Genomic DNA, 23,910 nt, shown 5'->3' on the forward strand with positions numbered 1-23,910 from the left:
GCTTTTTATGTTAAGGCAGTTTTCTGGAAACTAGCCCTTAACGGCTAACCTTTTTGCCTAAAACGCTACAGCAAGACGTTACTTAGAGACAGAACCTTTCTTAGTTTTCTTCTTGGTGCTGGCAGCCTGCATCAGGCGTACCATCCCTTTCCAGGTATCGTCCCAGGAGACATTTGCCAGGAAACCATCAGCACGCTGCATCCAGTCTTGGTCGTCTTTCTGCACCAGCGCTTTCTCAAGGGCGGCTTCAAAGGCCTGGGCACCGTCGGCAATCTGCACCAGGTTCAGTTCGCCGTAAGGGCGCACCACGTCTCTGATGGAGGTAGACACCACTGGCTTACCGGCGGCCAGATACTCTGGCGTTTTGGTAGGGCTGATGAACTTGGTAGACTCATTGTGGGCGAACAGCAGCAGGGCTACGTCCCAACCGGCCAGATAAGAAGGTAATTCCTGGTAAGACTTTCCGCCCAGGTAATGGATATTGGCGCTGGAAGGCAGCACCGCCGGATCTATTTTCACCACCGGGCCAATGATGACAAACTGCCATTCTGGACGGGCAGTGGCTACTTCTCTAAGCAATTCAATGTCAAAGCGCTCATCTACCACCCCGTAAAATCCCATACGCGGGTGTGGGATATTGGCTTGGTCTGCCGGGTCTGCCTGCGCAGTACGGGCCTGCCCGAAATGTACTTTATCTATGCTGCTGGGGAATGCGTGCACGTCTTGGTGGCGGTTCTTCTTTGCCTCGTACAGGCTCTGGCCGCCGGTAAACACCACATCGGCTTTCTCCAATAGTTCAGCTTCCAGTTCCAGCAACCGCGGCGGCGCGAATTTGAACGCAGAAAGTTCATCCATCACGTCAAACACGGTCAGGGCGGGGGTAAACTGGCGGGAAATCTCCAGCGCCATAGGCGTATAGTACCAGAAAACCGTATTTTCCAGATCATGGTCTGCCATGAAAGCGTTGAGCAACTCTATTTGCTTCGCGTCTGATTCGGCCGGCGTTAAACCATTGGGCAAATGGGCGATCACTAACGTAACGCGGCCATTTTCACGCTCCTTCATTTCCAGGCGCGGTTCTGCGCCGTCGTAGAAATAAGGTTCTTCAAAGTAGAAAAGACGGGTATGTTTGGCGAAGCGGGACAACAAGTGTTGCGGACGTTGGTACACAAAATCCCACCGCAGGTGCGACAAGCAAATGATGGCAGAAACAGAGGCAAGGTACGCTTCCAAACTAGTGTCATTGGTAAGTTTGGGAGATACGTTAGAGCTTGTATTTACTGAAGATGAATAAGTACTGGGGGTTGTTACTTCTGGTTCTGGCGTAAGGGAGCTACTCCCCCCTCCGGGGATAAAATCTAGGTCTAGGTCAAACATATTCAAAAGCTAGTTAAGAAGTGTGGGTCCGCGAAAAGCACCTGAAACGGTGTCTTTTCCATTTGTAACTAGCTTACGTAGTTTTTGTAAAAAGGCTGCATCTTTATAGGATTTACCCTTGATTATCCTATAAAACCATGCAAAATTCAGTATAAATTCACCGGTTTAGAATGAGATTTATTTTTCTTTCCCTCAAATTACCATTTCTGGCAAGACAATAGACACATTTCAAGAAACGGACAGAAATTTCTGAAGTTCTACCACATGCTGCCAGCCTTTGGGGGTTTTAAGCCAGTCTTTGCGCACGCCAATCTCCTGGAATCCGGCTTGACGGAAGAGCTTTAAACTGGAGGTGTTCTCCTGCGCAACCGAGCAGTAAAGTTGGTGCAGTTGCAGCACATGGGTGGCATAGTTTTCCAAAAGCTGTAAGGTTTCTTTGCCGTAGCCCTGCCCCCGTTGGTCTGCTGCCAAGGCGATGCCTACCCCGGCCCTAAGGTGAAGCGGCTCAAAGTCAAACAGGTCTACGGTACCAATAACGGTGTGCTCCTGTTGCAGGCAAATCATGAGCCTAAGCTGACGGGCCGCATAAATGTCCAGACCGGCGTTTTCAAGGTACGTCCGCAAGGCTTCCTGCGAATACGGCGCCACCGACAGACTCACCGGCCACAGCGTGGTATCATTCTCCAATTTATAGAGAAAAGCCAGGTCTGAAGGTTCCGGGGCCCGAAGAAAGATGCGGTCTGTGTGCAACATAAAGCGTTAATCTAGCAAAGAAGGGGTTCCACTTTTACTTAAGCAGAGAAAACGCCTCTTGCCTAAAGTAGCGTTTAAAGGTAATCAAACCTCTTTCATTTTAGCCATAAGAAGCGTGAAAAGACAAGCCGTTTTTTGTCTTATTCTTAGAAACGATCCTGTAAACTGTGCAACTCCGTTTTTACAGATTTTTAAGACTTCACTTAAAAATACGTGGCCTTATAACCAACGCACCGGCAACTGCTACTTTTGCAGATACTGGTCTACTCCTTTTTGGCAGTAAGTGATATTGGTCTGGATGGTGGTGCACAGCAATTCTTCATTGATCGCTTTGCGGCTGGTATCTATGTAGGGGTGGTGCAAGTGGTACTGCACCCCTCCCATTTTGAGGGACATTTTCCTGATGCCCGCATTCATGAGGCGAGCCGCCAGTTCACTGTCTTCGGGGCCCCAGCCTACATAAGATTCATTGTACCCGTTCACCGCCAGAAGGTCCTTCCGCCAGAAAGACATGTTGCAGCCCTTCGCGTAGTATTTATTTTTCCCCTTCAGTTTGTAGCGATTTGCCAGAATCCGGCGCAGAAACCCCATTCTTAGTCCATTGAACAGATTGTTGGTCTTGATGATGTCCCGCAGGCTGAACCGGGTAAGGGAATTCTTCAGCACCTCCTGGGTTGTCTCCGGGGAAAGGTTGATTCTGCCGCCCGCCAAAAACCGGCCAGGCGTAGCCATAGAAAGATGGTCCTGCACAAACTTGGGGTGCAGCAACACATCACCGTCCACCTGAACAATGTAGGGTTCTTTGGCTTGCGCAATGGCTTTATTCAGAATCATGGTCTTCTGAAAACCATTATCGGGTTGCCACAAGTGCAGGAGCGGGACCGGGAATTCCTGCTGGAAACGCGCAATCAATTCCTTTGTCTCCTGGCCAGAACCGTCATCGGCTATCAGAACTTCCTTGGGCAATACGGTTTGCTGCGCCACACTCTGCAGACATAAATCCAAGGCTTGCGGCCAGTTGTACGTAGCAATAATGAGCGAACACGTGGGCAAAGCCATTCAGTAGAGACGGTTTAGTTTTGAAGCGTTTTAGAGAAAAGAGTGCCGAAAACGGGAAGGTTACAGGTTGATTTCGCCCCTGAACACCTGTTCGGCAGGGCCGATGAGGAACACGTTTTTGAAGCCATGGCCGTCTCTCTCAAAGCTTACCTGCAGCTCTCCGCCCAATACCTGTATGTGCACCGGACTTTCATACCCTGCCCGGCTGGCAGCCAAAGCACACGCGGTTACGCCCGTGCCGCAGGAAAACGTCTCATCTTCCACGCCGCGCTCATAGGTGCGTACAAACAGTTTGTTTTCGGGCAGGTGCTCCACAAAATTCACGTTGGTTCCGTAGGCCTTAAAACGGTCTGAATAGCGCACGGCACGGCCTTCGGTAAACACATCCAGGTCTGATAGGGCGCTCACCTGTTTCACGTAATGCGGCGAGCCGGTATCTAGGAAAACAGCTTCAGACAAATCTTCTACTGTGTCTACATCTTTCATCTGCAGGTGCACCAACCCCTCTTTCAGGTAAGCTTGGTGCGGACCGTCGGCGGCAATGAAGTACGCCTGGTCTTCCACCACTCCCAGAAACTGCGCGAAGGCCACCAGACAGCGTCCGCCGTTGCCGCACATGGAGCTGGGGCGGCCATCGGCGTTGTAGTAAACCATCTCAAAATCATAGCCTTCCCGGGGTTGCAGCAGCATGAGGCCATCGGCCCCTACGCCTTTGCGGCGGTCGCAGAGAAAAGCCACCTGCTCCTGGCTCAGTTGGATGGTGAGGTCGCGGTTGTCCAGCACCACAAAGTCGTTGCCGGTGCCCTGGTATTTAAAGAAAGTTAACTCCATCTTGCTCGTATACGAATGTTTTCCGCCGAGGCGGCCCCTCTTGTCTTGGTAAGAACCTTGAAAAGTAAGCAAAAAACCAATGCCACGCCAGCAACTTACGCCAAAATCCGTTTTCTAACGCTCTGAAACAGACATCTGTTTAGAGGCTATTTCACATAAAACAGGTTTGAAACCATTTACTTTCAGAACCTTGCCCCAAGGCCAAACAAGAAGCACTGCACCGCTCGCCACAAAACCGTACCTTTGTCTTTTCACTACCTTTAGAACCTATGTATTCTTTCCTGACCACCAGCGCCTGGACCGATTATGAACTCATTGACTGCGGCAACTTCGAGAAGTTGGAGCGCTTTGGAGAATACGTGCTGGCCCGCCCCGAGCCGCAGGCCGCCTGGGACAAGCACCTCTCAGAACGCGAGTGGGAAAGACTGGCCCAAGCCACGTTTCGGCGCGAAAAAGGCAATCAGGAGAAGGGACAGTGGCAACTCAAGAAAGGCATGGCCGAGCAGTGGTTCATCAACTACCGCTACAACGACCTGAAACTGCGGTTCCGCTTGGGCTTGTCTTCGTTCAAACACGTGGGTTTGTTCCCCGAGCAAGACCCCAACTGGCAGTTCATCTTTGACCGTACCCGCGCCCTGCCCGGCAAGCCGAAGGTCCTAAACATGTTCGCCTACACCGGCGGCGCTTCTTTGGCTGCCAACGCGGCTGGCGCCGATGTGACTCACCTGGACTCTGTAAAGCAGGTCAACTTCTGGGCCCGCCAGAACATGGAAGCCAGCAACCTGGACAACATTAGGTGGCTGGTGGAAGATGCCATGAAATACGCCCGCCGCGAAGTGAAACGCGGAAACAAATACCAGGGCATCATCCTGGACCCACCCGCCTATGGCCGCGGCCCCGATGGCGAAAAATGGCTTTTGGAAGAACAGATAAATGAGCTCATCAAACTCTGCGCTGAACTGCTGGACTCGGAAAATAACTTCTTCGTGATCAACCTATACTCCCTCGGGTTTTCGGCCCTGATTTTGGATAACCTCATCAAAGCATCCTTCGGAAATATCGTGCGCAACGAAGAACTGGGCGAACTGTACCTGGAAGACCAGGCCAAACGCAAACTGCCGCTGGGCACGTTCTTCCGGTTCAGTTCTGTGAAGTAGTTCTATCTGCCACGATGTCAATCATGCACCACTCATCCCCCTTGTCATCCTGAAAGGATCTTGTGGGCGAACTAGATAAGCTTTGTCGTAAACGCTGGTACCGTTTGCCCACAATATCTTTCCAAGATGACAAGAAAGAGTGAGATGCTTTTGGCCTTCTTTTTACAAAACTGGCTCTAAACAAATTCTCTGTTTCCATAAACATTGCATCGGCGCAGCCGAAGATTTTATTGTACTGCTCTTTAGAATCAGAATAACAGAAAGCCTACCACTTTTACCTGTTGTTCACACTCGTAATTCCTACCTCTAAATTCCTAAATATGGCTCGCCGATTTGCCCTCATAGACCTTGGAACCAATACGTTTCACCTGCTTATTGTTGAACTGGATGCCGATGGCGTGCAGCAGACGCTGTACAAAACCAAAGTTCCGGTAAAGCTGGGCGAAGGCGGCATCAGCAAAGGAGAGATCACGCCGGCGGCCCGGGAGCGTGGCCTTAAAACCTTGGCTGAATTCAAAGAGATCATGGACCAGCACGGGGTGGAAGTAGTGAAAGCAACCGCCACCAGCGCCCTGCGCAGCGCCAGCAACGGCCCCGAGGTGGTACAAGCCATCAAAGACCAAACCGGTATTGACGTAGAGGTAATCTCGGGTGCCCGCGAAGCCGAACTGATTTTCAAAGGGGTGCAACTGGCCATGCAAGTGGGTCCTAAACCCGTTCTGGTGATGGACATTGGCGGCGGCAGCATTGAATTCATCATCGGGACGGACAAAGGCATTCTGTGGAAGAAAAGCTTCGAAATTGGGGCCCAGCGGCTGCTAGACAAGTTCTACCCAGAGCAGGAACAAGCCATTAGACCAGACCAAGTCAAAGCCCTGCGCCACTACCTGCAAGACCACCTACAGAAACTCACGGCCGCCGTCTTACAGCACCAACCCGAGGTGCTGATTGGTTCCTCCGGTACGTTTGACACGCTGGTAGACATGGACCTGGTGCCCCAGGGTATTATCCGGGACCTTGACGCCTCCCCAGACATGCCCCTGGCGCTCTCTACCTTTCACCGGCAATACAAAGAACTTCTGCAAAAGACCCGCCCCGAACGTCTGGCCATCCCCGGTATGCTGGCCATGCGCGTTGACATGATTGTAGTAGCCTGTGTTGCGATTGACTGGGTACTGGAGAAATATAATCTGGAACAGATCAGGGTGTCTGCGTATGCGTTGAAGGAAGGGATGTTAGCGGAGTTGTTGCAGCAGTAAGTAGTAGTTTTTGTGCACGCATTTTGTAGTTCCCTTGGCTTGGTGGCTTATTGCGTGGGTGCAGATGCTGTGTTGTTTCATTTTTGGCGATAAGCGCTCACGGCCGCGAGGCCCCGCCTTCCGCCCTCGCGCTGTGATTTCTCCTCACCTGCTTCGCTCTCGCTCAGGGACGGTCGAACTCTAGGCGCTCAAGCGAAAGGCTGGAAACGGATATGTGTGAGTGGAGTTTGTAGACCTCACAGGTTTTAGAAACCTGTGAGGTCTTTTTCATTTGTCTCCCGCTGACTTTTCCGCTGGCGCGAGTCTCCAGACTCGTGCCTACTGATAATGGGTAGTCTCTGAAACCCTCGCTGCCCCGCAGCGAAACCACGCATTCCCAAGGATTTCCACCTCCCTACCCCATCTAGCAAAACAACACCTCTCCTATTTTAGGAGGGGTGCCCGCAGGGCGGTAAACTACGTCAGTTTCTTGAACTGCTTCTGATACGCCTTATTCAGTTTCTTCAGGTCTTTGCCGCCGCCGGTGTAGGTGTTGGCCAGTTGCTTGTAGTTACCTTTAGGGTTGGCTTGGACATCACGGGTGGCGAGAAGTTGGCCTATTTGCTCCTGTAGTTGGTTCAGGTTGTATTTGGTGTAGTTTAGAGAAACCAGGCGTTTTACCAGATCCAGGGCTCCGTTGGCATCTCCGTGAACAGCAGCGTAGCGGGCTACTTCGGCCACAAAGGCTTTATTTTCATGTGCTAGGGCGTAGGCAAGCAACGGCGCATTCTCCAGCCCAAACCGGGCGACATCTGAAGAAGCGTAGTGTTGGCTGGCTTCCTGGTAAACCTTTACCGCATCGGCCATTTTGTTTTGGTTGATGAGCGCATTGGCTTGCTGCAGAAGTTCCTGGAAGTGGGCCGGGGCGTCTATGCGGGCCAGTTCCACTTCAGCACTCGCCGAGGGGATGGCGCAAGCACCATTTTCTTTGGCGGCGGCCAGGGCTTTGTCTAACTCAGCGGCAGCCTGGGCAAACTGACGCGCACTGCTCAGTTGCAGCGAACGCTGGTAGTGCTGGTCATACGCGGCTTGGGCGTTGGCGCACTCTTGCGAGAAGATGCCTTGGTTCAGGGCTCTGAACTTACCGTCCAGCTCTTTGTCGTTCACCAGCCCATAGCGGATTTGCAGGTTCGTCACTTCTGAGGCCACCAAACGGGCTTGGGGCAACTTGTTGGCATTGGCCTGTAACTGACCTTCGGCTATTTTCTCCAGGATTACCGGACGGGCCGCCTGGCGAAGCAATTTTTCAGCATCAACGGCAGAAGTTAAGTTGTAGTCACTAGCTAAGGTTTGCCCTTTCTCGAAGGCCTGCAAAGCGGTTTTATATTGCTTTGCTTGGAGTGCCTGGCGACCAGTGGCTACCAGGCCGAGGTATACTTGTTGCTGTACCTCGCGCAGCAAAGTGGTAGCGGCGGCATCTGAGTCAATGGCGGTTTTGTTGTTGCGGGCGAACTGCTGTGCTTCTTTGGCGAGCTTTTCGGCTTGGGTCAGATTCCTTTGGCTTAAAGCCGTGCGTCCGTCTTGTAACAGGTTGTCGTAGATACCGCTTTTGGCGAAGGCAATGCCTTCTTCCCATAGCTCAGACCGGCACTGCAGGCGGGAGATGGCCCGGCAGAACTCCTTGGCTTCTTCAAACTGCTCAATGGCCTGGCGGTATTTGCCTTGGTTGTTGAATTGTTCGCCCTGGCGCACGTAGGCATTCTGGATATCCAGCGCCAGTTCCTGCCCAAACCGATGGGTTTCTGGGTCTACTTGCATGCGGCTCAACAGGTCGCGGGTACGTATTCCGGCTTCTTTCAGAAAACCATCCTTAAAATCTAAGCGGGCCAGTTGCAGGTGCGCAGGCGCGAAGGCCGGATTTGCTTCTACCGAGCGCTCAAAGAACTCCCGACCCGCCCGGCTGTTGCCGTTCATCGCCATTTCTAAGCCTCGGTTGTAATAGATTTCGGGTAAACGGGCCCACATCTGGTCTAAAGCTATGCGGCGCTCTTTTAGCCGTACATCCAAGTCTTTTACGCGGCGGCGAAGCTGGATGGGGTCATGGTGGTTCAGTTGCAACTCACGCTCCATGCGGCTATCATACACACGGTCTAACTCCCGTTCCAGGTCTTTCAGCCGGTCATTGTGTGCTTTGAGGTACTCAATGTCATTGGGGTTAATGGTCTGCAAATCGCGGGAGAGTTGGGCTAGGCGGGCATCGGTGTCATAATACCGTTTTACCCAGGTCAGGCGTTCCTGCACCGCGCTGTGGTTCCTCGCGGAAAAACCCAGCTTTTTCTCCACCACCCGCAGTTTATAACCCGCAAAGTCTGATGTGTCTTTGAGAGTAGTCTGCACCAGCACGGCGGCACCGTCCTGCCCCAGGCTCTTGTTAGAGATATTAAAGGTTTGCAGCACCTTGTCCTCAGCGCCCAGTAACTGTACTTTGGCGTAGACAACTGTAGGGGTGAGCGCATCGGCGAAGTCGAACTCCCGGAAAAGCACCCGTTCCGGCACCCGCACGTTCTTTACCCAGGCGCTGATTTCCACCTGACTACTCGAGCGGGTAATTTTCTCGCGCTGTTCAAACGCCACCGGCAGCACCAACTTACCCGACCGATGATGGTTGTCTCTCCCTAATTGCTGCGCCAACGCATTCAAATCTGAATTGGTGAAGCTGGAGATAGAAAGCGTTTCCTGCCGGTTTTGCTCGTACAAAACCTTAGACTGCGCCCCGGCCCGCCCGCTCCAGAAGAGCAGCGAAACGAAGATGAGAGAGAGTAAGGGTGCTTTCATAATATTAGACGTTTCTTATATTCAAGCGAAGGCAAAATCCGTTCCAGAAAGTAAGAGCGGTGCTTCTTTAGTTAGAAGATGCGCTACTTTGTGGCAAGGTTGCTTCTGGGAAAAGAAATAACCAGCGTAAGCGCTTTAGGCCCGTTTTCCGGAAAGCGGGCCTAAAGCGTACAGGAAAGACCATTTCCCTCCGGCTCACCCCTATGTTAGGGAAGAGGTAAGTGCATCAGAAGAAATGAAAAGAGATGCTGGGTGAGGTGAAGTTTGAAGCTAAATTTGATTTCTCTTCTTTCTAGATACCGCTCACCTGGCTGTTCTTCGGGTATTTCACCACGTACCGGAGTGTGCGCTTAACGGTCTCATTGGGCTTCAGAGAAACAAGCCAGGTCACTTTACCAGTTTCTTTGTCCAGTTTGCCGCCGTTGGTGTCCAGGTCTTCTACTTCAATGTCAGACGTAGTGCTCAGAGGAATCTGGTCTTCCACGGTGATGGTCACCGGCTGGGCTTTGGTGTTCCGGAGGCTGATCTCGTAGCCAAACTGCTCTTTGATGTTGCTGCCCAGCGTTGACCGTTTCTGGTAATCTTTCAGGCGTTCGCGCTGCACTACCACGTTCTGGTCCCGGCCCAAAGAAAGCGTAAGGGTGTCTCGGGTTTGCTCTGGTTTGAGGAACGATTTGCCGGTGAAGGTGCCCGCCAGAAAGACGTTGGCCTCGCCGGGAAGCAATTTAAGGTTTTCCCAGTTGGTCAGATACGCCACCAGAAAAGCCGTAGGATCCAACTTGGGAACCGTGGTATGCGCGTAGGAAGTGGTAAGGCTGTGCTGCTGGATGTCTACCGTATGCGGTTCTCCGTCTGAGGGAACGCTGAACGGAATACCAATCTTGAACTCGGCCGCCAATGTGGTGGCAACGGCTTGGGTGAAATCAGCGGTGCTAGGAGACGGCGCTTTTGCAGCTCCGTAGCCTACCACTACTACTTCGTTTAAAGATTGAGACGTTTCTTTTTTATCGGCGCTGTTTGCACCTCTAATTCTAACACCAGCAGCAGCACCTGTTATACCTTCTGGCTGCAAAATTCCTAACTGCTGGGGAAACAAATCGGGTTTCTGCGCACCTTCGGCGGGGTTGGTGGTGGCTAAAGCCAATTGCACATTGTTCCAGTTCACGCCGGTATTCTGCCGCACGTTGGCTTTGTACTGCAGTTGCACCGGTCCTTGGCTACCAGTGGCCCGCAGGTCATAAATAGGCTCCCAACCCGCATTCATGACCAGATACGTGACTTCCAGATTGACCTGCGCCCGGCCCGAGGCTTGCACCGCCACAATCACGCGGTTATTGGCTTGTAGACTCTGCCTGTATTGGTTCACCTGGTTGTTGAATTGCTGCTGCCGTTCCCGCAGAATGGCCAGTTGTAAGTCTGTGGCGTGTACTTCCTTTCTAATGGCCAGCAAACGGTTGCGGTAGTAGTCGGCTACTTCTTTGAGGCGGGCGGCGGTGAGGCCGGTCTGGGAACCTCCCAGATTCTGGTTAGCCTGCAGTAGCGCCTCTTCTTTCTGGAGCACTTCGCGCTGATCGGTTAGTGTTCTAATGCGGCCATTGTAGCTTTGGAGCGAATCATCCAAGCGTTGCACATCACGGGGCACGGTGGCATTCTGCAAAAAATTCTGTTCATAGCGCACCGAAAGCAAGGTCACGTTGCCCGTGGGGTTTACCTGCACGCTGCGTTCGTCCAATTGCGCAGGCAGGCCCTCCAGCACCAATTCGGTCACCCCCGGTTCTACCGTAGCCTTACCGGTATTGGTGACTTGCGCCCGGTTCAAAAAGACCGTCACCGCTTTCACCTGCGTGTTCATTGCTTCCTGCTTTTGGGCCGAAACTGGAAAAACAAGGCAAAAACAGCTAATCAGGAGACCGAAACTATAGGACAGAACTTTCATAAAGGTAAAGGGTTAGCGCAGGGTGCCGAAGTGGAACATCTTACAAAGGAAACATTTCTACTGGAATCTTTCCCCTGCTTTCGCTTACCTTTGGCAGTTTCCATTTGAATTTGCGCATGTACTCGTACCAACGTCTTTTCGACTTCTCCCGCCAGATCTTCTTAGCCATGGGCTGTCCGCCCGAAGATGCCCAAACCGCCACTGAAACCCTCCTTTCCGCCGACCTGCGCGGAGTAGATTCGCACGGCGTGGCCCGCCTGATTGGCTATGTGCGGCTCTGGGAAGCCGGCCGGATCAATGCCACGCCTAACGTGCGCATTGTACATGAAACCCCCAGCACTGCCACGGTAGACGGCGATGGTGGTCTCGGGTTGGTGGTCGCGCCCAAGGCGATGCAGATTGCGCTGGAGAAAGCGAAAGTGGCGGGTAGCGGCTGGGTGAGCGTGAAAAACTCCAACCACTACGGCATTGCCGGATACCACGCCATGAAAGCGCTGGAACATGACATGATTGGCTTGGCCATGACCAACGCCAGTCCGCTCGTGGCCCCTACGTTTTCCCTGGAACGCCTATTGGGCACCAACCCCATCGCCGTCGCTATTCCGGCCAACGAGCAGCCGCCGTTTGTAGCAGATTTAGCCACCACCACGGCCGCCAACGGTAAACTGGAAATGCTCCAACGCAAGAACCTGGACGCACCCCTCGGCTGGATTCAGGCCGCCGATGGCAGTGCCTCCACTAATCCGCATGAACTGAAAAACGGCGGGGCCCTGCTCCCCCTGGGCGGCGATACCGGCAGCCACAAAGGCTACGCGCTGGGTGCGGTGGTAGACATTTTCTCGGCGGTCTTATCCGGGGCCAACTACGGCCCGTGGGTACCGCCCTTCGTGAGCTTCCTGGCACCGCCTGCTGACCCCGTAGGGGAAGGCATCGGGCATTTCTTCGGGGCTATGCGGGTAGACGCTTTCCGCCCGGCCGATGACTTCAAGCACCACATGGACAACTGGATTACCCGCTTCCGGAGCTCCAAAGCCAAAGAAGGTCACCAAGTCCTCATCCCCGGTGACCCAGAACGCATCTTCACCGAACAACGCCTGAAAGAAGGCATTCCCTTGTTGCCGCCCGTGGTGAAGGATCTGGAAGGTTTGGGTGAGAAGTTTGGGGTGACGTTGTAGGAAAATGTTTCAGGCTTGTTTTGTAAGAAACAGGCCTGAAATGTAAATAAGGCTTCCTAAGTTGAGAGGAATTATGACGTATGGAAACAGAAGGATTTCTGCATCTACATTACTGAACCCTTACATGGCTACTATTTTCAGTAATTAGAATTTCCATATGAGAAACACCTTCTACTTCATTCTTACTCTCTTTGTATTTTTCTCTTGTAAAGAGCATCAAGAACAAAGAATAAAGCTTTTGCCTGAGCTCTATGGAGACTGGTTACCTGCAGGCTATCAAATCATTTCTGATAGTGGTGCCTGGTTTAAAGACACTCCACCTCTCTTAAGTTTAGGTCCTGAGCGGGGATTCACCTTTTATTCAAATGGAGTAGTGGACACAAAGCTTGCCTACTTCAAGCTTCTATCTTTAAGTAAAACTGGTAGGGAAAGAAACTTTATCTACTTCAGTTCTAAAACGAAATACTATGTCAAAGACGATAGTTTAAAAATCTTTGACCTTTCTGATTCTACTTGGGTTGCTAGTAAAATACATAAGCTTACAAAAGACACGCTTTCCATACTCCATGGACCGGGTGTAGTGAAGAACTACTTCAAAAAGGAGTACCTTCTAGATACGATGCCCACTTTTGATAAAATAGTTCTTTCTACTTCTGGTTGCTACGGCTTTTGCGAGGTAGCAAACACCATCATCACTTCTACGGGGCAGGTAACTTTCTTTGGTGCTATGTACACCACCCAAGAGGGGCTCTTTACCGGAACAATATCGAAAACAGTGTTCAAGGAGCTACAGGACAATTTCAGGAAAGCAGACCTAAACAATATTGCCCATGAGTATCATAAAGCTACCAGTGATTGTGAGGAAGTCACAGTCACCTTTCTGAAAGGAGACAGTATTTACAAAACCATATCAGACTATTGCTACGCAGGACCTTTAGAACTAGAATGGGCCTTTATACCAGTCAGGCATCTTTATAAAACTGTTAAACTTACTCCTCTGCCCATAGATAAACCACTTTTCGATCCTGCTGGATTTTATCACATGATTAAGAAAGGGAACAAAGAATTACGGCTTACCCAATCAGAAGGCTTCTTATTATGGGATTGCCTTCGACGAGGCAAAACCATAAGTAAACCTTTCAACAATAAATATCAGATAGGCTTTAATTTGAATTACCTCTGGGTTCCTTCCTTTGAAGAAGAAGCACAAGGTCAAGGTTATACAAAGTTGGATTCTGTACCTATAAAGGAAATTACGACAGACGGGAGATACTTCAAGTTCTGGTACAAGACAAGGCAACCAATTACTATTGATATCGGCTTTAACTTTATTGAAAGGAACTTCAAAAAAACAGACTTCCAACATAAAGACGTAAACTAACCAAGCTCATCCTATTATAAAATTAAAACAGAACAGCCGTTTCTTCGCGAAGAAACGGCTGTTCTGTTTTTGTCTGTTATTTATTCTGCTTTCTACCTTAAACATAGCCTTGCCCCTATGTTCTAAATTCCCTACCTTATCCAACTCATTCCGTTTCAGGCTTACTTTCCCAAAACTATGCGAAAAACGCTACTCCCCTTTCTTCTCACTTTTTTGACCATCACCCAACTTTGGGCCCAGAATAAACCCGCGGGCATTGCAGGTAAAACGGCGGGCATGCAGAAGTTCAGCGGCTACTTTCCCTATTATTGGGACGAGGCCACCGGCCGAATCCTGCTGGAGATTGACAAGCTGGACCAGCAGTTTCTGTACGTCAATTCTCTGGCGGCTGGGTTGGGCTGCAATGACATCGGGTTGGACCGGGGGCAGTTGGGCGGTGAGCATGTGGTGTATTTTCATAAAGTTGGCCCGAAAGTGCTGCTGATTGAACCCAACCAAGGCTACCGTGCCATGAACGGCAACCCCGCCGAGGAACAGGCCGTGGCCCAGTCGTTCGCGCAGTCAGCGTTGTGGGGTTTCAAGGTGGAAGCGGCTGAGGGTGACAAGGTACTGGTAGATGCCACCGAGTTCTTGTTAAGAGATGCCCATGATGTGGTAGGCAGCATTCGGCGCAGCCGCCAAGGCACGTATAGGTTAGATGCCACCCGTTCGGCCATGTACCTGCCCCGCACCAAGAATTTTCCGCAGAACTCAGAGTTTGAAGCGACGCTTACGTTTACTGGCGGAGACGATGCGGGAGGCTTCGTGCGTAGCGTGACTCCATCGGCGCAAGCCATCACGTTGCGGCAGCACCACTCCTTTGTGCAACTCCCAGATAAGAACTACACACCCCGCGCCATGGACCCACGGGCCGGGTATTTCGGGATTGAGTACCTTGATTTCAGCACGCCCGTAGACCAGCCCATTGTAAAACGGTTTATTGCCCGCCACCGCCTCCAGAAGAGGAATCCGGCGGCACCGACCTCTGAGGCCGTGGAGCCGATTGTGTACTACGTAGACCACGCTGCCCCGGAACCTATCAGAAGCGCGTTGCTGGAGGGAGCCCGCTGGTGGGCGCAGGCGTTTGAGGCCGCCGGGTACAAAGATGCCTTCCAAGTAGAAATCCTGCCCGTAGAGGCTGACCCCATGGATGTGCGCTACAACGTGATCCAATGGGTGCACCGCAGCACCAGAGGCTGGTCTTACGGCGCAACTGTTACAGACCCCAGAACGGGTGAAATCATCAAAGGGCACGTGAGTTTGGGCTCTCTGCGCGTGCGCCAGGACTTTCTGATTGCCGAGGGTTTGCTGGCTCCTTATGAGGAAGGCAAACCAGCCAACCCCGAGATGATGAAAATGGCTTTGTCACGCTTGCGGCAATTGTCGGCGCATGAGTTGGGCCACACGCTGGGCATCATGCACAACTACGCCGCCAGCGTGACCAACCGCGCCAGCGTAATGGATTACCCGCACCCTACCGTGAAACTGACTTCCGGCGGCGAGATTGACTTGTCTGATGCCTACGCCGTGGGTATTGGCGAATGGGACAAAGAGGCCATTAAATTCGGCTACCAGCATTTCCCGGCGGGCACCAATGAGCCACAAGCCTTAGACCAACTGCTGCGCGAAAGCCACAAACGCGGCCTGCAATTTATTTCTGACCGTGACTCTAGAGCACCAGGCGGAGCGCATCCGCAGGCGCACCTTTGGGATAATGGCGCCAACGCCGCCGAGGAACTGAAACACGTTTTAAATGTGCGGCAGAAAGCGTTGGAGCGGTTCGGGGTGAACAACATTAAACCGGGCGTACCCATGGCCATGCTGGAAAATGTGTTAGTGCCTATCTACAACTACCACCGCTACCAGGTAGAAGCCGCCGCCAAAGTAGTAGGCGGCGTTAATTACACCTACGCCTCCCGCGGCGACGGACAGCTGGTTACGGAGTTTGTGCCGGAGGCCGAACAGCAGAAAGCCTTAGATGCCTTACTTTCTACCCTGCAGCCAAATGTGTTAGCCCTTCCAGAGAAAATCATTGCCGCTATTCCGCCCCGGCCGGCTGGTTGGTCGCCCACTCGGGAGCTGTTCGGCAAACGTACCGGCCTCACCTTTGACCCGCTCGCCGCCGCCGAAGCTTCCGCTGATTTCACGCTTTCGTTCCTGTTTCACCCAGAGCGGGCGACCCGTTTGGTGGAGCTGAAAGCCCGAGGCAATGAACTAGGCCTGGATGAAGTGTTGGAACAAGTGATAGAACACACCTGGTCCGGCAAATTAGCCGCTGGCATGAACGGCCAGATTCAATTACTGACGCAGCAACTGGTCCTCACGCACCTGCTGGCTTTGTCTCAGAACGAAGCAGCCGCGTACCCCGCCCGTGCAGCGGCTCTTCTGCAATTATCCCAATTAGAGAAGAAAGCGAAAAAGCTGGCCAAGTCATCTGATGAAAGCGTGAAAGCCAATGGGCTTCTAGCCTTGCACCGCCTGAAAAACCCATCAGAAGCTAAACCAGAACTGCACAAAGAATTGCCTCCCGGAGCCCCCATTGGTTCTCTAGATATGATTGGCTGCGAAGAATGATTCAGGGCCATTTTCCTGAAAACAAACAAAAATCCCACTTCCGGCGGAAGTGGGATTTTTGTTTGCAGACACTTAGCTGAAGGTCTTTCGAGCTTTCTCCTCTATATAGCATAAACTTAATTTTCTCCTTTGGTAATACTCGCAAATTAGCTACATTTAAATAGCTAACCCTTAACTTCTTCCGCTTTGAAAAGACGCGATTTCCTTCAACTTTCTGGCTTGGGACTTGGAGCCCTTATGCTGCCGATTCCTCTGTGGGGCCATGACATTGCTCCAGAGGCCATGCTTACGCCCTTAGATGTAGCCCTGAACAAACAAATTGCCGATGCGGCCCTCAACGCTGCCAAGTCTAAGGGGGCAACGTACACCGATGTACGGATTGGCCGTTACCTGAACCAGTACCTGATCACGCGGGAAGACAAGGTGCAGAATACCGTTAACACAGAGTCGTTTGGGTTGGGCGTACGGGTTATTGTGAATGGCACCTGGGGTTTTTCGGCCATTGACGAGGTAACGCCTGCCGGGGCAGCTAAAGCGGCTGAATTGGCCGTAGCCATTGCCAAAGCCAACTCCAAGTTGCAGTCTGAACCGGTCCAACTGGCTCCGCAGCAAGGTTACGGCGAGGTAAATTGGAAAACACCCATTGAACGCAACGCCTTTGAGGTTCCCCTGAAAGAGAAAGTAGATATCTTATTGGGTGCCAATGCTGCCGCTATGCAGAACGGTGCCAACTATGTCAATTCAGCGCTGTTTTTGGTAAACGAGCAGAAATACTTCGCTTCGTCAGACGGCTCTTACATAAATCAGGATGTGCACCGCACCTGGCCCGTACTCAACGCCACCGCCATTGACCAGAAAACCGGCAAGTTTGAAACCCGGCAATCCTTAAGTTCGCCGGTGGGCATGGGCTTTGAGTACCTGAGCGGAAGACCTGAGGGCAAATACAAAGGCATTACCACCCGCTACGGCAAGTACTATGACATGGTGGAAGACGGTACCGCCGCCGCCAAACAAGCCAAAGAAAAGCTGACTGCTAAATCAGTACTGGCGGGTAAATATGATCTGGTACTGGATCCGTCGCACCTGTGGCTCACCATCCATGAATCTGTGGGACACCCGCTGGAACTGGACCGCGTGCTGGGCTATGAGGCCAACTTCGCAGGCACCAGTTTCGCCACGCTGGACAAATGGCAAGCCAAGAACTTCAAATACGGCAGCGATAAGGTAACGCTCTTCGCTGATAAAGTACAGCCGGGCTCTCTGGGAGCCGTGGGCTATGACGATGAAGGCGTGAAAACCAAGCGCTGGGATCTGGTGAAGGACGGCACGCTGGTCAACTACCAGGCCACCCGCGACCAGGCGCATATCATCGGCGAGAAAGAATCGCACGGCTGCTCCTACGCCGACAACTGGAGTTCCGTCCAATTCCAGCGCATGGCCAATGTTTCTTTAGCCCCCGGAAAACAGAAACTGAGTGTAGACGACATGATCAAGAACGTGGAGAAAGGCATCTACATCATTGGCGACGGTTCTTTCTCCATTGACCAGCAACGCTACAATTTCCAGTTCGGCGGGCAGTTGTTCTACGAGATCAAAGACGGCAAAATTGTGGGTCCGCTCAAAGACGTGGCCTACCAGAGCAATACCCAGGAATTCTGGAACTCCTGCGCCGCCGTCTGCGATGAAAGCGATTACCGGCTGGGCGGCTCCTTCTTTGACGGCAAAGGCCAACCCACCCAAAGCAGCGCCGTGTCCCATGGCTCCGCCACCGCCCGCTTCAACGGCGTGAACGTCATCAACACTGGAAGAAAAATCTGAGATTTTCCTTCCAGTGTTGATCAGTCCTGAGTTCTGAGTCTTGAGTTCTGAGTCATTTTCCCACTCAGGACTCAGAACTCAAGACTCAGAACTAACCCCAACCAGTTTCAGTCAACAAATAGACGCTAATCAACCAATGGCAATATATACCAAAGAACAAGCGCAGGCCGTCCTGAAGAAAGTGATGGCATTGAGCAAAGCAGATGAATGCGAGGCGAACTTAACCGGCGGCAAGGCGGGGAACGTGCGCTACGCCCGTAATTCCGTCTCTACCGCCGGGGAGTCGCACACCACGCAACTGGTGGTGCAGTCTTCCTTCGGGAAGCGCGTGGGCACGGCTACCATCAATGAGTTTGACGATGTTTCGCTGGAGAAAGTGGTGCGGCGCTCCGAGGAATTGGCAAAGCTGGCACCTGAGAACCCCGAGTACATGGGCGTATTGGGTCCGCAGAAATACGTCACAACCAATCCGTACGCACCGGCAACGGCAGCCATCACTCCAGACAAACGTGCCGAAATGGTGGCCCAGAGCATTGCCGCCGCTAAATCCAAGAATCTCACCGCTGCTGGCTACCTGCAAGACACAGTGGGATTCCAGTCCATGATGAACAGCAAAGGGCTTTTCGCCTACAATACAGATACTGGCGTGGATTTCTCCTTAACCGTACGCACCCCAGACGGCACCGGCTCGGGCTACGTGTCCAGAGGCTTCAATGATGTCTCTAAGCTAGATACCGCTACCGTCTCCACCATTGCCGTGAACAAAGCCACCGGCTCTATGAACGCCAAAGCGCTGGAACCCGGCAAGTACACCGTGATTCTGGAACCTGCGGCGGTGGCCGTAATGCTGGAAAACCTGTTCTTCGGGATGGACGCCCGCTCCGCGGATGAAGGCCGAAGCTTTCTAAGCAAGCCGGGTGGCGGCAATAAACTAGGGCAGAAATTAGTAGACGAGCGCGTGACCATCTACTCAGACCCGGCCCACCCAGAACTGCCCACTTCGCCTTGGGCCGGAGACGGCCAGCCGCTGAACAAAGTCACCTGGATAGACAAAGGCGTGGTAAAGCAAATTCCAACCTCACGGTACTGGGCGCAGCAAAAGAAAACCACGCCCGTACCGTTCCCCAACACCGCCATCATGCAAGGCGGAACCCAAAGCCTGGAAGACCTCATTAAAGGCACGCAGAAGGGCATTCTGGTCACCCGCCTTTGGTACATCCGGAGCGTAGACCCACAGACGCTCCTGCTCACCGGCCTCACTCGTGACGGAACCTTTTACATTGAGAACGGCAGAATCAAGCATGCGGTCAAGAACTTCCGCTTCAATGAAAGCCCCATCATCATGCTCAACAACCTGGAAGCCATGGGTAAAAGTGAACGCACCGTAAGCGGCGAATCCAGCAACAATTACCTGTTGCCGCCCCTCAAAATCCGTGACTTCACGTTCAGCAGTTTGTCAGATGCCGTGTAAAGACCTCCCCAAAGCCCTCTCCCCCGAGAGGGCTTTTTTTGACCTACTTTCCAATAATTAGGCCTTAAATGTAGCGTCGTTACGGTGTAACGACGTGGTTCTACAGGCCAAATCCGTCTCTTTGCTTAATGAACTGCTTTCAACACATTGCCTTGGAGCAAGGCCTTTTTGGTAGTGACGTTCATGTTCCATAGACACTCGTCGTTACAGTGTAACGACGCTACTGATTTCATTTCAGACGTACTTTTCAGAAATCAACCTGATACCGCAGCACTTAACTCCGGGAGCCAACACTTTCTTTCGCTACCTATCCCGCAGGAAACCGTAAACCGTTAACAGTCTATTTCTTCGTACTTTTGCGGAAGTGCGCGGCAACGCGCGGCTCTAAACCTGACAACATGGCTAAAATAGCGATAAATCTGACCACGGCTTCTATCCAGAAGGAAGAGGTGATTGTGGGTATTGACCTGGGCACCACCAACAGTCTGGTGGCCTATATGCACCCCGAGGACCATGTGCCCATTGCCATCAATGACCAAGGCTTGGGCACCATTGTGCCCTCAGTGGTTCACTTCTCCCAGAACGGAGAGGTGTTAGTGGGCGATGCCGCCAAAGACTACTTGATTACAGATCCCGCCAATACGATCTATTCGGTGAAGCGTCTGTTGGGAAAATCGTACCAGGACCTAGGCGAGCACAAAGACTTCTTCGGCTACAAAATCATTGATGATAATTCTGAAGGACTGGTGAAGATACGGGTGCAGGACAAGTTCTACTCCCCTATTGAGCTGAGTGCCGAGATTCTGAAAGAACTCCGCGCTCGTGCCGAACACGCCCTCAAAACTCCAGTGAACCGCGCCGTCATTACCGTTCCGGCCTATTTCAATGACTCGCAACGCCAAGCCACCCGTGATGCCGGTAAATTGGCGGGCCTGGAGGTACTGCGTATCGTGAACGAACCCACCGCGGCTTCTCTGGCCTACGGCATCGGGCTGGACCAAACCGAGGAGCGCACCATTGCCGTGTATGACTTGGGTGGCGGAACCTTTGATATTTCCATTCTACGCATCCACCAGGGCATCTTTGAGGTGCTGTCTACCAACGGTGATACCTATTTGGGTGGCGATGACCTGGACCGCGCTATTATTACGCACTGGGGCCTGCAAAATCGTTTGTTAGCTGATTTGGCTACGCAAGATGCCAACGCAGCGCAAGCCCTTCGCCTGAAAGCCGAAGAAGCCAAGAAAACATTAAGCAACCAGGACACATTCAAATCTGAACTGAACGGCATTGCACTGGAACTGGACCGCCACACCTTTGAGACCCTGATTACCCCCATTGTGGACCGTACTATGGCGTCTTGCCAGATGGCGTTGAAAGACGCCGGAATGCAACCAGAGCAGATTGACACCGTGATCATGGTAGGCGGTTCTACCCGCGTGCCCTTGGTGTACCAAACCGTGTCTGATTTCTTTGGAAAACCGGCCAACAACTCCCTGAACCCCGATGAAGTCGTAGCTCTTGGCGCCGCCATCCAGGCCGATGTGCTGGCTGGTAACCGTAAAGACATCCTGCTCCTAGACGTAACACCGCTCACGCTGGGCATTGAAACCATGGGCGGCTTAATGGACTCCATCATTCCGCGTAACTCCAAGATTCCAACCAAAGCCGGCCGGCAGTACACCACGTCGGTAGATGGTCAGGTGAACATGAAAATATCCGTGTACCAGGGCGAACGCGATGTAGTGAAAGAGAACCGTAAACTGGCGGAGTTTGACCTAAAAGGCATTCCGGCCATGCCCGCCGGTTTCCCGAAAGTAGACGTGAATTTCATCCTGAACGCCGATGGTATCTTAAAAGTGGAAGCCATTGAACTGCGCTCCGGCGTACGGCAGGAAGTGGAAGTAAAACCACAATACGGCCTCACCGATGAGCAGGTAGAGCAGATGCTGATGGACTCTATCACCCACGCCCGCGAAGACGTTTCCACCCGCATGGTCATTGAAGCCCGCACCACCGCCGAGCAGATGATATACCAAGTTGAGCGCTTCCTAGAGAAGAATGGCGAACACCTCACCCCAGAGGAAATTACCCTTACCCGCCAGAACCTGCAGCACCTAAAAGACGTGTTGCCTACCGGCGATAAAGACACCATCCTGAAAGCAGTAGATGTGCTGGAAGAGCAAACCAGCCCCTTTGCCGAACGCGTGATGCAGATTTCCATCAAGAAAGCCATGACGGGTAAAAAAATTGAATAGTCCTTTTCGGGGTTATTTTGTAGTAACAGTCCTGAAATAGATTAGCTGAAATCCTTCTATGGCGCGGAAGTTACTTCCGTGACTTCCTATAAAGTAATTATAAGCCACGGAAGTAACTTCTGCGCCATAGAAGAGTCGATTATGCTTTGGGGCCGTTGTCACTAAAACGGCTTCAGAACAGATAGCCATAAAAGCAGAACGCGCAGCCCTTGTTAGAGCTGCGCGTTCTGCTTTTATGGGTTAGAAATATGCTTATTTCTCTTCTTCGTCTTTCTCTACAATGAGGTAAAGCTCTTCTGTAGGCTTCTTCATAAGGTACTTCTCGCGGGCGAACTTCTCCAGTAACTCAGGGTTACTCATCAGTTCCTTGCGGTCTTTCTGGACTTCGGCAATCTTCTCCAGGTAATAGTCGCGTTCTTCCTCCAAAATAGTCAGTTTGCGGCTGGTCTGGTATTGGGTAATAAAGTCGTTTGAATCAAAGAAGAACATCCAGGACAGAAAGGCGAGCCCTGTCAGAAAATAAAAGTTCCAGAAGAATTTGGGTACGCGTGCTAACATGGTAAAAAGGAAATGGCGGCAAGTGCTGTCTTGCCGCCATGAATTTACAAAGTTTCCAGAAGGTATCTGCACCAGAAGCGAATCAAATTTTAAGATTCCGTTTTCGTCCTGTTTTATGTAAAACAAACCTAAAACGTGCTCTGTTTTGACAAGCTCCTAAAGACAAATTTACATTTTCCGGCCAGGGAAGTAAGCAACCTCGCCTAGTTCTTCCTCAATACGGAGTAACTGGTTGTATTTGGCCATCCGGTCTGAACGGGAAGCCGAACCGGTTTTGATTTGACCAGTGTTCAAGGCCACGGCTAAGTCAGCAATTGTATTGTCCTCAGTCTCACCAGAACGGTGGCTCATGATGCTCTTATAGCCATTGATACGGCCTAAGTTAATTGCATTGATAGTCTCCGTCAACGTTCCAATCTGGTTTACCTTGATCAGGATCGCGTTGGCTACCTGCTGGTCAATTCCTTGCTGTAAACGAGTCACGTTGGTTACGAACAAATCATCGCCTACTAACTGCGTTTTGTTGCCTATGGAATCCGTCAGCGCTTTCCAGCCAGACCAGTCATCTTCGTCCATCCCGTCTTCAATAGAGATGATCGGGTATTTGTTCGCCCACTCGGTCCAGTAGCTAACCATCTCAGAAGAGGTCAGTTTGTCACCAGTAGATTTTTTGAAGTGATAATGGCCGGTAGAAGCATCGTAGAACTCAGAAGCTGCGGCATCCATGGCAATCATGAAGTCTTCGCCCGGACGGTATCCAGCAGCCTCAATGGCTTGCAATACCACCTCAATGGCTTCCTGGTTAGACCCGATGTTAGGCGCGAATCCACCCTCATCACCTACGTTCGTAGACATACCTTTCTTCTTCAGTACGTTCTTCAGGTGGTGGAACACCTCAGTACCCCAACGGAGCGCTTCAGAAAAAGAAGAAGCACCTACAGGCATTACCATGAACTCCTGGAAGTCAATTGAGTTGTCAGCGTGGCTACCGCCGTTCAGGATGTTCATCATAGGCACCGGCAATGTGTTGGCATTCACTCCACCCACGTAACGGTACAAAGACTGACCGGCTTCTTTGGCCGCCGCTTTGGCCGCTGCCAGAGAAACACCCAAGATGGCGTTAGCACCCAACTTTGCTTTGTTAGGCGTGCCGTCAATCTCTATCATGATTTTATCCAGCAGGCTCTGCTCAAATACATTGAAACCTACCAGTTCATCGGCAATAATGGTGTTCACGTTTTGTACCGCTTGCAGTACACCTTTGCCCATGAACATGCTCTTGTCATCGTCACGCAACTCTACGGCTTCGTGTTTGCCGGTAGAGGCACCAGATGGAACCGCTGCCCGGCCTACAATACCGCTTTGGGTGATTACGTCTACCTCAACGGTAGGATTGCCACGGGAGTCAAAAATCTGGCGGGCTTTGATGTCTTCAATTAAGCTCATATAG

The 23,910-nt window shown here is 51.9% G+C and carries 16 protein-coding genes; 8 read left to right on the top strand and 8 right to left on the bottom strand.

The window, feature by feature from the left end; genetic code table 11:
- Nucleotides 1-78: 78 nt before the first annotated feature.
- The 4 genes from ACY0JR_RS08030 to dapF all read right to left on the bottom strand — a co-directional run bounded on the left by ACY0JR_RS08030 (nucleotide 79) and on the right by dapF (nucleotide 4,020).
- On the bottom strand, nucleotides 79-1,377 hold the full coding sequence (locus ACY0JR_RS08030; protein WP_462633437.1) for a glycosyltransferase family 1 protein: 1,299 nt from the start codon (nucleotides 1,375-1,377) through the stop codon (nucleotides 79-81).
- A 228-nt stretch (nucleotides 1,378-1,605) separates the two neighbouring features.
- The gene (locus ACY0JR_RS08035) at nucleotides 1,606-2,130 is read right to left on the bottom strand and encodes a GNAT family N-acetyltransferase (protein ID WP_462633438.1); all 525 of its coding nucleotides are present in this window, start codon (nucleotides 2,128-2,130) and stop codon (nucleotides 1,606-1,608) included.
- Nucleotides 2,131-2,373: 243 nt separating this feature from the next.
- On the bottom strand, nucleotides 2,374-3,189 hold the full coding sequence (locus ACY0JR_RS08040; RefSeq protein WP_462633439.1) for a glycosyltransferase family 2 protein: 816 nt from the start codon (nucleotides 3,187-3,189) through the stop codon (nucleotides 2,374-2,376).
- Nucleotides 3,190-3,249: 60 nt separating this feature from the next.
- Nucleotides 3,250-4,020, bottom strand: coding sequence for a diaminopimelate epimerase (gene dapF / locus ACY0JR_RS08045; RefSeq protein ID WP_462633441.1), 771 nt, complete (start codon nucleotides 4,018-4,020; stop codon nucleotides 3,250-3,252).
- A 269-nt stretch (nucleotides 4,021-4,289) separates the two neighbouring features.
- On the opposite strand from dapF, the gene ACY0JR_RS08050 reads away from it, so the two are divergent.
- Both ACY0JR_RS08050 and ACY0JR_RS08055 read left to right on the top strand, forming a co-directional pair.
- Entirely contained in the window at nucleotides 4,290-5,177 is an 888-nt protein-coding gene (locus tag ACY0JR_RS08050) for a class I SAM-dependent methyltransferase (protein ID WP_462633442.1), read from the top strand.
- Between the two features lie 320 nt (nucleotides 5,178-5,497).
- Nucleotides 5,498-6,436: a Ppx/GppA phosphatase family protein gene (locus ACY0JR_RS08055; protein WP_462633444.1), complete on the top strand. Its 939-nt coding sequence runs from the start codon at nucleotides 5,498-5,500 to the stop codon at nucleotides 6,434-6,436.
- Between the two features lie 456 nt (nucleotides 6,437-6,892).
- Here the strand turns inward: ACY0JR_RS08055 and ACY0JR_RS08060 are convergent, their stop codons facing one another.
- Together ACY0JR_RS08060 and ACY0JR_RS08065 are read right to left on the bottom strand one after the other, a co-directional pair.
- Nucleotides 6,893-9,250, bottom strand: coding sequence for a hypothetical protein (locus ACY0JR_RS08060; RefSeq protein WP_462633445.1), 2,358 nt, complete (start codon nucleotides 9,248-9,250; stop codon nucleotides 6,893-6,895).
- A gap of 292 nt (nucleotides 9,251-9,542) precedes the next feature.
- Nucleotides 9,543-11,102 (bottom strand): DUF4139 domain-containing protein, encoded by a 1,560-nt coding sequence (locus tag ACY0JR_RS08065; protein ID WP_462633447.1) that lies wholly within the window; start codon nucleotides 11,100-11,102, stop codon nucleotides 9,543-9,545.
- A gap of 200 nt (nucleotides 11,103-11,302) precedes the next feature.
- Between ACY0JR_RS08065 and ACY0JR_RS08070 the strand changes: the two genes are divergently transcribed.
- From ACY0JR_RS08070 to dnaK, 6 genes are all read left to right on the top strand, one after another.
- Nucleotides 11,303-12,361, top strand: coding sequence for an Ldh family oxidoreductase (locus ACY0JR_RS08070; protein ID WP_462633448.1), 1,059 nt, complete (start codon nucleotides 11,303-11,305; stop codon nucleotides 12,359-12,361).
- A 157-nt stretch (nucleotides 12,362-12,518) separates the two neighbouring features.
- Nucleotides 12,519-13,742, top strand: coding sequence for a DUF6438 domain-containing protein (locus ACY0JR_RS08075; protein ID WP_462633450.1), 1,224 nt, complete (start codon nucleotides 12,519-12,521; stop codon nucleotides 13,740-13,742).
- A gap of 177 nt (nucleotides 13,743-13,919) precedes the next feature.
- The gene (locus ACY0JR_RS08080; protein WP_462633451.1) at nucleotides 13,920-16,355 is read left to right on the top strand and encodes a zinc-dependent metalloprotease; all 2,436 of its coding nucleotides are present in this window, start codon (nucleotides 13,920-13,922) and stop codon (nucleotides 16,353-16,355) included.
- Between the two features lie 186 nt (nucleotides 16,356-16,541).
- On the top strand, nucleotides 16,542-18,173 hold the full coding sequence (locus ACY0JR_RS08085) for a TldD/PmbA family protein (protein WP_462633452.1): 1,632 nt from the start codon (nucleotides 16,542-16,544) through the stop codon (nucleotides 18,171-18,173).
- Nucleotides 18,174-18,309: 136 nt separating this feature from the next.
- A complete protein-coding gene (locus ACY0JR_RS08090; protein ID WP_462633453.1) occupies nucleotides 18,310-19,644 on the top strand; it encodes a TldD/PmbA family protein in 1,335 nt (444 codons plus the stop codon).
- Nucleotides 19,645-20,042: 398 nt separating this feature from the next.
- Nucleotides 20,043-21,902, top strand: coding sequence for a molecular chaperone DnaK (gene dnaK, locus ACY0JR_RS08095; RefSeq protein ID WP_462633455.1), 1,860 nt, complete (start codon nucleotides 20,043-20,045; stop codon nucleotides 21,900-21,902).
- A gap of 252 nt (nucleotides 21,903-22,154) precedes the next feature.
- On the opposite strand, the gene ACY0JR_RS08100 is transcribed toward dnaK, so the two are convergent.
- Together ACY0JR_RS08100 and eno are read right to left on the bottom strand one after the other, a co-directional pair.
- Entirely contained in the window at nucleotides 22,155-22,460 is a 306-nt protein-coding gene (locus ACY0JR_RS08100) for an FtsB family cell division protein (protein WP_462633456.1), read from the bottom strand.
- A gap of 168 nt (nucleotides 22,461-22,628) precedes the next feature.
- Nucleotides 22,629-23,906 carry a phosphopyruvate hydratase gene (gene eno, locus ACY0JR_RS08105; RefSeq protein WP_462633457.1) on the bottom strand — a complete coding sequence of 426 codons (1,278 nt, stop codon included), beginning with the start codon at nucleotides 23,904-23,906 and terminating at the stop codon, nucleotides 22,629-22,631.
- Between the last annotated feature and the right edge of the window lie 4 nt (nucleotides 23,907-23,910).

It is taken from the genome of Rufibacter sp. JT3400010 (assembly GCF_054956755.1).

Coding starts and splice junctions, on each gene's coding strand:
- ACY0JR_RS08065 (WP_462633447.1), bottom strand. CDS start 11,102: ATGAACACGCAGGTGAAAGCGGTGACGGTCTTTTTGAACCGGGCGCAA.
- ACY0JR_RS08035 (WP_462633438.1), bottom strand. CDS start 2,130: ATGTTGCACACAGACCGCATCTTTCTTCGGGCCCCGGAACCTTCAGAC.
- dnaK (WP_462633455.1), top strand. CDS start 20,043: ATGGCTAAAATAGCGATAAATCTGACCACGGCTTCTATCCAGAAGGAA.
- ACY0JR_RS08030 (WP_462633437.1), bottom strand. CDS start 1,377: ATGTTTGACCTAGACCTAGATTTTATCCCCGGAGGGGGGAGTAGCTCC.
- ACY0JR_RS08075 (WP_462633450.1), top strand. CDS start 12,519: ATGAGAAACACCTTCTACTTCATTCTTACTCTCTTTGTATTTTTCTCT.
- ACY0JR_RS08050 (WP_462633442.1), top strand. CDS start 4,290: ATGTATTCTTTCCTGACCACCAGCGCCTGGACCGATTATGAACTCATT.
- eno (WP_462633457.1), bottom strand. CDS start 23,906: ATGAGCTTAATTGAAGACATCAAAGCCCGCCAGATTTTTGACTCCCGT.
- ACY0JR_RS08090 (WP_462633453.1), top strand. CDS start 18,310: ATGGCAATATATACCAAAGAACAAGCGCAGGCCGTCCTGAAGAAAGTG.
- ACY0JR_RS08055 (WP_462633444.1), top strand. CDS start 5,498: ATGGCTCGCCGATTTGCCCTCATAGACCTTGGAACCAATACGTTTCAC.
- ACY0JR_RS08100 (WP_462633456.1), bottom strand. CDS start 22,460: ATGTTAGCACGCGTACCCAAATTCTTCTGGAACTTTTATTTTCTGACA.
- dapF (WP_462633441.1), bottom strand. CDS start 4,020: ATGGAGTTAACTTTCTTTAAATACCAGGGCACCGGCAACGACTTTGTG.
- ACY0JR_RS08040 (WP_462633439.1), bottom strand. CDS start 3,189: ATGGCTTTGCCCACGTGTTCGCTCATTATTGCTACGTACAACTGGCCG.
- ACY0JR_RS08070 (WP_462633448.1), top strand. CDS start 11,303: ATGTACTCGTACCAACGTCTTTTCGACTTCTCCCGCCAGATCTTCTTA.
- ACY0JR_RS08060 (WP_462633445.1), bottom strand. CDS start 9,250: ATGAAAGCACCCTTACTCTCTCTCATCTTCGTTTCGCTGCTCTTCTGG.
- ACY0JR_RS08080 (WP_462633451.1), top strand. CDS start 13,920: ATGCGAAAAACGCTACTCCCCTTTCTTCTCACTTTTTTGACCATCACC.